This is a genomic window from Vibrio ichthyoenteri ATCC 700023, from assembly GCF_000222605.1.
Taxonomy (GTDB): domain Bacteria; phylum Pseudomonadota; class Gammaproteobacteria; order Enterobacterales; family Vibrionaceae; genus Vibrio; species Vibrio ichthyoenteri.
The window spans coordinates 1-9,094 of the sequence record NZ_AFWF01000087.1 but is presented as its reverse complement, the minus strand read 5'-3'; the positions used below and the strand labels follow the sequence as shown (position 1 = coordinate 9,094).

General features: G+C 42.4%; 8 protein-coding genes and 2 tRNA genes. 9 read left to right on the top strand and 1 reads right to left on the bottom strand.

Annotated features, from left to right (window positions below):
- Positions 1-246 precede the first annotated feature (246 nt).
- From RH85_RS07540 to RH85_RS07510, 8 genes are all read left to right on the top strand, one after another.
- Positions 247-1,410: a glycosyltransferase gene (locus tag RH85_RS07540; protein WP_006711616.1), complete on the top strand. Its 1,164-nt coding sequence runs from the start codon at positions 247-249 to the stop codon at positions 1,408-1,410.
- A 1-nt stretch (position 1,411) separates the two neighbouring features.
- The gene (locus tag RH85_RS07535; RefSeq protein WP_006711615.1) at positions 1,412-2,593 is read left to right on the top strand and encodes a glycosyltransferase family 2 protein; all 1,182 of its coding nucleotides are present in this window, start codon (positions 1,412-1,414) and stop codon (positions 2,591-2,593) included.
- 10 nt (positions 2,594-2,603) lie between these two features.
- On the top strand, positions 2,604-3,242 hold the full coding sequence (locus RH85_RS07530; protein WP_006711614.1) for a sugar transferase: 639 nt from the start codon (positions 2,604-2,606) through the stop codon (positions 3,240-3,242).
- 224 nt (positions 3,243-3,466) lie between these two features.
- A tRNA-Val gene (locus tag RH85_RS07525) sits at positions 3,467-3,543 on the top strand.
- A gap of 41 nt (positions 3,544-3,584) precedes the next feature.
- Positions 3,585-3,661 (top strand) — tRNA-Val (locus RH85_RS07520).
- 299 nt (positions 3,662-3,960) lie between these two features.
- The gene (locus RH85_RS07515; protein WP_241210367.1) at positions 3,961-4,968 is read left to right on the top strand and encodes a GGDEF domain-containing protein; all 1,008 of its coding nucleotides are present in this window, start codon (positions 3,961-3,963) and stop codon (positions 4,966-4,968) included.
- The gene (locus tag RH85_RS23420) at positions 4,929-5,288 is read left to right on the top strand and encodes a GGDEF domain-containing protein (protein ID WP_338131541.1); all 360 of its coding nucleotides are present in this window, start codon (positions 4,929-4,931) and stop codon (positions 5,286-5,288) included. The genes RH85_RS07515 and RH85_RS23420 overlap by 40 nt, the downstream gene beginning before the upstream one ends.
- A 164-nt stretch (positions 5,289-5,452) precedes the next feature.
- A complete protein-coding gene (locus RH85_RS07510; protein WP_006711613.1) occupies positions 5,453-5,692 on the top strand; it encodes an RNA recognition motif domain-containing protein in 240 nt (79 codons plus the stop codon).
- An 89-nt stretch (positions 5,693-5,781) separates the two neighbouring features.
- Here RH85_RS07510 and RH85_RS07505 read toward each other — a convergent pair whose 3' ends face one another.
- Positions 5,782-6,690, bottom strand: coding sequence for an ROK family protein (locus RH85_RS07505; RefSeq protein ID WP_006711612.1), 909 nt, complete (start codon positions 6,688-6,690; stop codon positions 5,782-5,784).
- Positions 6,691-7,091: 401 nt separating this feature from the next.
- Here RH85_RS07505 and RH85_RS07500 point away from each other — a divergent pair.
- A partial coding sequence (locus tag RH85_RS07500; protein ID WP_006711611.1) for a bifunctional diguanylate cyclase/phosphodiesterase occupies positions 7,092-9,094 on the top strand: 2,003 nt, incomplete at its 3' end.

Here is a 9,094-nt window from a genome sequence, read left to right as displayed (position 1 = left end):
CTTATCTGTTCGAATTATTTGATTCCTCAATCCGCAGAGCAGAACAAATTGAAAAAATCACTGGTGCCTCAGTGATCACCACGATTCCCAAAATTGCATTACGACTCTCAAAATAAAACCCACCTGACTTCTTGCTGATGAAAGTGCACTAATTGACTGAATTTAATAACAAATAATATTGGCACGCAAGATGCAATCCTTAATTTATTAATCTAAAGCAACTCGATAAATCAAGGTGGCATAACAATGGAAAATAATCACAAATGCGCCCATGACTCCTCTGATATCTGCACTTTCAACACTGAGAGTCATGACCTAAGCACTCATTGCAATGCCAAGCTAACTGTTCATGTTGTACAGCACCTCGCCCCAGGAGGTATTGAAACCTTAGTGCTTGAAATGTTGCGTCTCGCCAATGAGCGTCATCGTGTTCTCGTGATTAGCTTAGAGGGAAATTTACCCCGCGCGATTCAACAGTGGCCTAAATTAGCGTCTTTTAAAGGGAATCTTATTTTCCTCAATAAACCCAGTGGCTTTCACTTTTCAGCCATCATCAGACTGGCTAGGCTGCTGAAATTTTTAAAACCGGACGTCCTACATACCCATCATATTGGGCCACTATTGTACGGAGGCGCGGCATGCAAACTCACTTCTGTTCCATGCCATATTCATACCGAACACGATATCTGGCATCTATCGAATCGAAACAATGAACGATTGCAACGCATGGCTCTTGCTATCGCCAAACCGCGCCTCGTCGCTGATGCAGAGATGGTTAGCAGTCAGTTAAGCCGTCGATTCAAATACGCGGATATCACAGTGATCAAAAACGGCATTGACTGCCGACGTTTTAAACCTGCAAGTCAGAGCCTAGCAAGGCAACAATTCGGTTTACCACTCTCCGGCACTATCATTGGCTGTGCTGGCCGTTTAGAGCATGTGAAGGGACAGGATGTGCTCATCAAAGCGCTGGCAATGCTACCGAGCAATTTCAGCGTGGCCATTGCTGGAGATGGATCGCAATCAGATAGCCTCAAAAAACTGGCTAAACACTTAAACGTCTCCAATCGAATTCATTGGCTGGGCTTAGTTGATGATATGCCGAGGTTCTATCAATCCCTTGATCTATTCTGCTTACCCTCTCGACACGAAGGTTTTCCGCTTTCAACCCTCGAAGCTCAATCTTGTGACATTGTCACAGTTGCAAGCCACGTCGGTGCGGTAGAAGAAACAATATGTCCTTGCAGCGGGCAACTCTTCCAAGCTGAACAGCCACATGCATTGACTGCAAAAATTTATTCTGCGTTAGCGCAAATGAAGCCATTAAGTCCTCGCCAATTTGTGCTCAAAAATAATGACATTGAATCGATGGTGGCGGCATATCAACGTTTATCGATGGAGGTACGTTAAGATGATCAATATCGTATTAGTTGTTCTATTTGTCCTGAGTGTGAGCTTAGTCATTTATCATCACTTTGGTTATCCGTTGTTATTGCGCTGGTATGCCAAGTCTCGCCCTGAGAAGCGCTCTGACATACCTTTTCGTCATTATCAAAGCTCGCAAGCCGATCACGCTAGAGCGAGCATCACCATTATTGTGCCTGCTTTCAACGAACAAGATTGGATCGCCGACAAAATTCGTAACCTTGCCTGTCTCGATTACCCCCGCGACCGTTATAACATCATCATCGCTTGCGATGGCTGCAGCGATAAAACGGTCGCCATCGCTGAGGAAACCATTCAGGAAGCCATTTGCAGTGAAACTCATTTTGAGATTATTAATTTCAAACAAAATCGAGGTAAAGTGGCGGTCATTAATCATCTGATCCCAACCATAAAAAGTGACATTACCGCACTCAGTGATGTCTCTGCTTTAATTTCAATTGACGCACTATTACTCGCTGACCATCATTTTAGCCACCCCAATGTCGGCGTGCTCAACAGCCAATACCAGTTACTAAGTTCGGTCAATGCCAACGAAGAAAAGTACTGGCGCTACCAAAGTTTGGTTCAACAAGGAGAAGCGAACCTTGGCGCTAATATTGGAGCACACGGCGCGTTTTATCTATTTCGTACCCAACTCTTTCATCCATTAGACAAAAACACTATTAACGATGACTTTATTCTGCCAATGGAAATCGTTCGACACGGTTTTACCGCTATTTACGAGCCAAAGATGATGGCCATTGAGCAAGAATCCTCCAACGCAACCAAAGATTTTCAGCGTCGTTTGCGAATTTCTGCGGGCAACATGCAACAAGCGATTCATCTCGCCAGTCTATTTTTACCGCGCTACCGAGCGATTGCTTTCGCTTTTGCATCAGGCAAAGGCTTACGTTTGCTCACCCCTTATCTGATGATCATCTGTCTTGCCTCATCGATATTATTGTCTGAACATTTTGTTTTCACACTGATGGTGATAGCGCAACTGCTGCTTTATACCGTGGCCGTATTGGGCATTATTTTCCCGCAGCGCTTATCGAATAAATACTGTCAGTTTCTTGCCTACTTCGTCGCCGGCCATTTTGCCAATTTCTACGGCGGTCTGCGTTACTTACTGGGCCTTGAAAATGACTATTGGAAACGAGTTTAAGGAGTCTGTTATGCCACACATCACCGCAAATTACCCAACTTGGATTGCCAAACGTTTATTTGATCTTTTGGGCGCTTGTATCGCATTACTGATCATTAGTCCTGCATTGCCACTTATCGCTCTCGCAATCAAACTGACTTCATCAGGCCCGGTCTTTTATCGCCAGCTACGAGTGGGGAAATCCACCCCGGCTCAAATGGAACTCTTTTACATCATCAAGTTTCGTACTATGTACCAAGATGCGGAAACCCGCTCAGGCGCCGTTTGGGCAACTAAGAATGATCCTAGGATCACGCCAATTGGACGTTTTCTGCGAAAAACGCGACTCGATGAAATTCCGCAATTGTTTAATGTACTCAAAGGCGAGATGTCTTTAATTGGCCCTCGCCCTGAGCGCCCAACATTTTACAACGAGTTAGAGACCGCTATTCCCTACTTTGCTGACCGTACCTATGGCGTAATGCCAGGGATTACAGGTTTAGCGCAAGTAAACCAAGGTTACGATACGTGTATCGACGATGTGAGACGTAAAGTTGGCTACGACCACAGCTACGCATTATCACTGCATTCCACCAAATCGTGGTTTTTAATGGACGCGAGCATCATCTTAAACACCTTGGTGGTGATGTTTAACGGTCGTGGACAGTGATATCGGTGACTCATATCGAATAATTTCAAACGATTAACCGTCACCGATAAATCTTTTGCTATGGCTCATGCAGATGACTGCGTGAGGCAGCGCACAATTTTTCTCCACGCAAGAATAAAACTCAACCAATCTGCACATAACTCCGCCAAACAGTTCAATTTACTCAAAATTACCCTTGCACAGCCCGAAGACTGTGGGTAATATCCATCTCGTTCCACAGGAATGCCCGCTTAGCTCAGTTGGTTAGAGTACTTGCATGACATGCAAGGTGTCACTGGTTCGAGTCCAGTAGCGGGCACCACTTCTGATTTTAATCGAAGTCGACGTTGAACATTATATCCTGCCCGCTTAGCTCAGTTGGTTAGAGTACTTGCATGACATGCAAGGTGTCACTGGTTCGAGTCCAGTAGCGGGCACCAAATTCGTTCTTAGGAACAACCAAAAAGCCCACTTTACGTGGGCTTTTTTGCATTCCGACTAAATCATTGTCCTTTTCCTGTCAGCAATAAATTTAAATGTCACGAACAGCTTGCAAAGCACTCGCCTCCCTAAAAAAGAAAATGATCACTATACAATTGATTAAATTCGTCACGATATGATGCTTTTACCCTTGCTTATCAAAAGAATAAACTTTAGTTGTCGTATCAATTAAAATGTATACTTGAACAAATGGTATCAGCCACTAAACTGCTGCCTCTATTCTTGACTATGAACGCTAATGTATAAGAGCTTATCTCACGCATATCACTATCACATTCTTCCTGTTGCCAAACTATTTCTGGTTACTACCATTATTGTTAGTGCATCGTATGCGATTTACAACGCCGTTCAACTCAAGCAACTATCCAAATCTGTCATCACTGATTTCAATCAAATTTATTCCGTTAGCCGCCGTTTCGCTCAGTACTACAACAATACTGCAACGGTAGAACTGACTAAAGGCATTCATGAGAATAACGGCGTTAAAATCATGGTCAGTAAAAGCGGTGATGTTAAAGTGCTCTCTCACGGCATCAACAAACTTCGTTCACAATTAGAGCCTATTACTCAAGGGAATATTTGGACGATAGCGATCTTCGAGCATCCTGCCAACTACGGACACTTTTCTCCTCTACGTAAAGAATATGAAGATCGGTATGGCACATACCAATCTGATGATGTTATGAAACGGATTGTAAAACTGGAAAAATTAGAGAATACCTTTAATCAGTTTTACGGCTGCAACATCAAACTATCAGAACCGTATAAAGAGGAAGGGACCGATCAATGGATCAGAACCGTTTATTATCCTGTCTACAATGAACAAAAGCTTAATGCCCTACTCGCAATCGATCTCAAAAACAGCTTTGTTGACCTTATTGTAAAACAGTTCAACCAAGCAAATGGGACGGTAGTCAATACCAAAGGTGGCATCGTAACCTATCATCAACCAATTGAGATCCCATGTACGGACGCAGGTCCGATGGTGGTTGGATTAAACGCATTGGATATTATCAAGCGCACCTTGATTCCATCACTGTTCATTGCCTTTTGCTCTCATTTGTTGATGGTCTATTTTAGAGGCCGACAACTGCGCATTAAGCGCGATAAAATGACCGGGTTTTATCGCCGTGATTTCTATGAACCACGCCTGAAAAAAGCCAACAACTTTTCAATGCTTATCATCGATATCGATTTTTCAAGGTCATTAACGACACTCATGGCCATAAAAAAGGGGATGAAGTAATCAGTGCAGTAGCACGTCGTATTGCCAGCCAAATTCGCAGTACTGACGCGGCCATACGCTGGGGCGGCGAAGAGTTTATCATTCTATTTAAAGCAATGAGCGATGATATGCTTTATGACAAAGCTGAACTCATTCGACAACATGTCGCGCACAAGCCTATTTCCAATATTGAAGTCACGATTTCAGTTGGTGGTGTCACTCTTCGCAACGATATTTTTAGTGAAGCTTATAGATGCGCAGATCACGCACTCTACCAATCCAAAAGAGATGGCAGAAATCGTGTCACTATTTATAAGCCTCATGAAGAGATCTTATCGTGATGGTTTACCAAGCACAATTTTGCTCGTCAACGGCCAAGTAAACGACAATCTAACCACTAGGCCATGTCGTTGATGGGAAAAGGACGTATTGTATGGGTTTTATCTTGGTTTTTGACCGCTAGCCTGTACAATCAAAGCACCTTCCTCATAAATTATGATTTAATATGAAATTACTCGTTCGTAACCTCGCACGTGTGACTACTGAACAAGATATTCGTAAACTGTTTGCCGAATTTGGTGAAGTACGCGAATGTACTTTGGTGCTAGACCAAGTATCAGGCCAATCAAAGGGATTTGCCTTTGTAGAAATGCCAAATGACGAAGAGGCGAATCAAGCGCTCAATAAGCTCAACCTAAAAGAAGTAGCGAAGAGCAAAATTCGTGTGAAAGAAGCAACAAACTAATAAAGAGCCGACATTCACGTCGGCTTTTTTGATTGTTGTTTTTCGCCAACCCCCATAAATAATTCAATAAATTAATTACCTAATCAAACTTATCCCTTACTTATCCCTTGTCGACGTAAAAAATGAACTAATGCTCCAATCAAATTTGCGTCATTACCAAATCGAGAAGCCAACAGTTTAGGTCTCACATGGCAATACGGCATTGCCTCAATGAACTCTTCAAATTTTTGATTGACTAGTGTCACGAGATCGCGCCTTTGACTGATCGCGCCGCCCAATACAATGAATTCAGGATCAACGGTGTAATGCAGGTTAAATAACCCTGTTGCTAAATAATTTATCCAGTGAGCGACAACCTCGTGGACAACTTCATCACCTTGGTCATACAGTTCAAAGACTTTAATGCCATTCAGAGTATTGCGTGGAATATCCAATGCCCTCGCAACTTGCGTAACAAGAGCATGAGTTGACGCGAGATGGGACAGAATTTGTGGTTGTCCATGCGCAAAATTCATAATTGCATAGCCAAATTCACCACCATGCAAGTGATGGCCTTTTTGAATAGCACCATTCGTCACTATCGCACCACCGATACCAGAGCCAATAACCACTAAACAAAAATGTTCAGAGTTTTGCCCTGCTCCTTGCCATTGTTCGGCTAACGCAGCACAACAAGCGTCATTTTCTAGTTCAACCGGCAATTGATATCGTTCAACGAATAATTGCTTTACGTTCACTCCGTGTAGATACGATAACGCGCTTTGACCATGGATATACCCCGTTTCGACATCCACTACGCCACACGCACTAATCGCGATGCCACTCAATGGATATTCCCTTAGGTAACGATGAAAATAGAAATCAAACTGTTCAAACCAACGGTCGAAACTACCCACACGACTCGGGATACTAAACTGTTCCAATTTAGACGCGTTGTGATCCAAAATGGCACATTTCACTGAACTTCCACCAAAATCTAGCGCTAGATAGACTGACAAATTTCGCTCCCACAACAAAACCTATCTACTGATACCATAAGAAAAGATTGTTCTATAAAACAAAGTCCATAATTAACTCTTTTTTTGTGATTGGTAAGAAAAATCAACCACAAAAACAGCCAACAATTAAATATAAATCTGCTTTTCACCAATATAGGCAAGATTTGCTTTTCAAAACAAAATAAATTTAGCATTTCGTCTCACATCCAAACCAATATAGAGCTATTGCTTGCGATCGCAATTCACCATTTATAAGCGTGACATGCGTAACGTTATTCTCTTTGGCTTATAGCAAGCTCACTCAATCTATGAAAACTTACTAAAATATTTTTACATATGCGACTCGCTTATTCATTGATAGTGCTAATGATACATAAAGTTCAACAGGAGTGACCACTGCAATGAATGCGCTTACGGATAAAAAACTACTTTATACAATTAAAACCGTCCCTTTTGCGCTTATTGTGTTATTTATTACTTTGCTATTGGGCCTTGTCGTCAATGACAATAAAAAAAGATCATCACAATTAGAACAAAACCTCATTACCAATAATTTACTCAAGCAAAAAGAAACCATTGCTCAGCGTGTAGAGAGTACCTACGACCAAATTCGCTACGAGCGCCAACAAATCATTTCTGCCCTTAAAGCAAACGTGAAAAGCCATGTTGACATTGCCCATCAAATTGCTTTTGCTATTTATAACGAAAATAAAGGCAAACCGGAGCAAGAAGTAAAAAACCTAATCGCAGAAGCGATACGCAATATCCGTTATAACGATGGACAGGGTTACTTCTTTATTTTCCAAACTGACGGTCTTTTTGTTATGCATGCCACGATGCCTGAAGAGGAAGGCAAACAAGGCATAGCTTTTCAGGACTCTCATGGTGTTCCTTACATCGAAAACTTTCTCAATAAACTCGCCATACCTAACAGAACCGATGGCTACTACCGTTGGTGGTTCAAAAAACCACACCAGAACCAAGAATATGAAAAGATTGGCTATGGTCGTTTATTTGAACCGTATGGGTGGGTCATTGGCTCTGGTGAGTACATAGAAGATACCGAGCAAAAAGTTAAGCAGGCGCTACTAGACTCTATTTCCAATTATCGTTTTGATGGTAACGGCTATCTTTTCGTTCTTAGCAAACAAGGGGAAGTGTTAGCCCACAAAAACGACACATTAATAGGGGCAAATCTAACCAGTATTGCTGAACAGGCGCACACCTTGATGCAATCGACACACTCCAATCAAGGCTATATTGAATATAAAGCGCCTTATCATCCAAGCGGCGAAGCCAATATGGATAAGGTCAGCTATATTAAATTCGATCATCAATGGAATTGGCTGATTGGGACTGGTGTTTATATCAAAGATATTCACCAAAATATTGCTGAACAGTTAGCACAAATGCGTGAGCAAAATGAAAATGAGCAGATCAAAGTGTTGATTCTATGCTTGTCACTGGCTCTCGCACTCATTTTATTATCGATGCTGCTAAGCAACTATTTAGGCCGTCGATTTAATCAATTCCAACGTAGAATAGAGAAAGACTTTGCCCTAGTAGAAAAAGGTAAAGAACAATTACGCCATCAAGCTCAGCATGATGTTCTGACCCATCTACCCAATCGTATTTTGCTTGAAGCCAGAACCCAAAAGGGTATTGCCTTTAGTCGCTTGCAAGGAAAAATGCTGGCGGTCATGTTTGTTGATCTCGACAACTTTAAGCGAGTAAATGATAAATACGGTCATGAAGTCGGAGATGAATTACTGGTACAAGCTGGCAAGCGCTTTTCTAAACTCGTGAAAAAGAATGGTATTGTCGCCCGTTTTGGCGGTGATGAGTTCGTCTTCAGTATTCCTGCGATTGATAACCAAGCGCAAGCACTGGCCTTCGCCCATTCGATTCAGTCTAGTCTTAGTTACCCTTTCCTAATTCACGGTATCACCTTAGATTTGAGCTCTTCTATCGGGGTATCTTTGTTCCCCAATGATGGTGACCAACCTAGAGATCTATTGTCGAAAGCTGATATCGTTTTGACTCGTTCAAAAAAACAAGGCAAAGGTTTTGTCACCTTCTTTGACGAAAGGATACGCCAAGAGCTGAGAAATCACTTCTTGCTCGAAGATGAGTTCCAATCAGCAATAAAACGCGGTGAACTAGAGGTGCATTATCAACCTCAAGTGGATTCTCGTAGTGGTGAAATTATCGGTGCCGAAGCGTTATGTCGCTGGTTTAGCCCGACTCTTGGTCTCGTGTCTCCTCTGGTGTTTATTGATATTGCAGAAAAAAATGACGCCATATTAGACGTTGGGGCTTTTGTCTTAGACAGAGCATGCCGTGACGCGAAACGACTCAATCGTGAATCAAAACGTCCCATCACTATCTCAGTCAACGTGTCGCC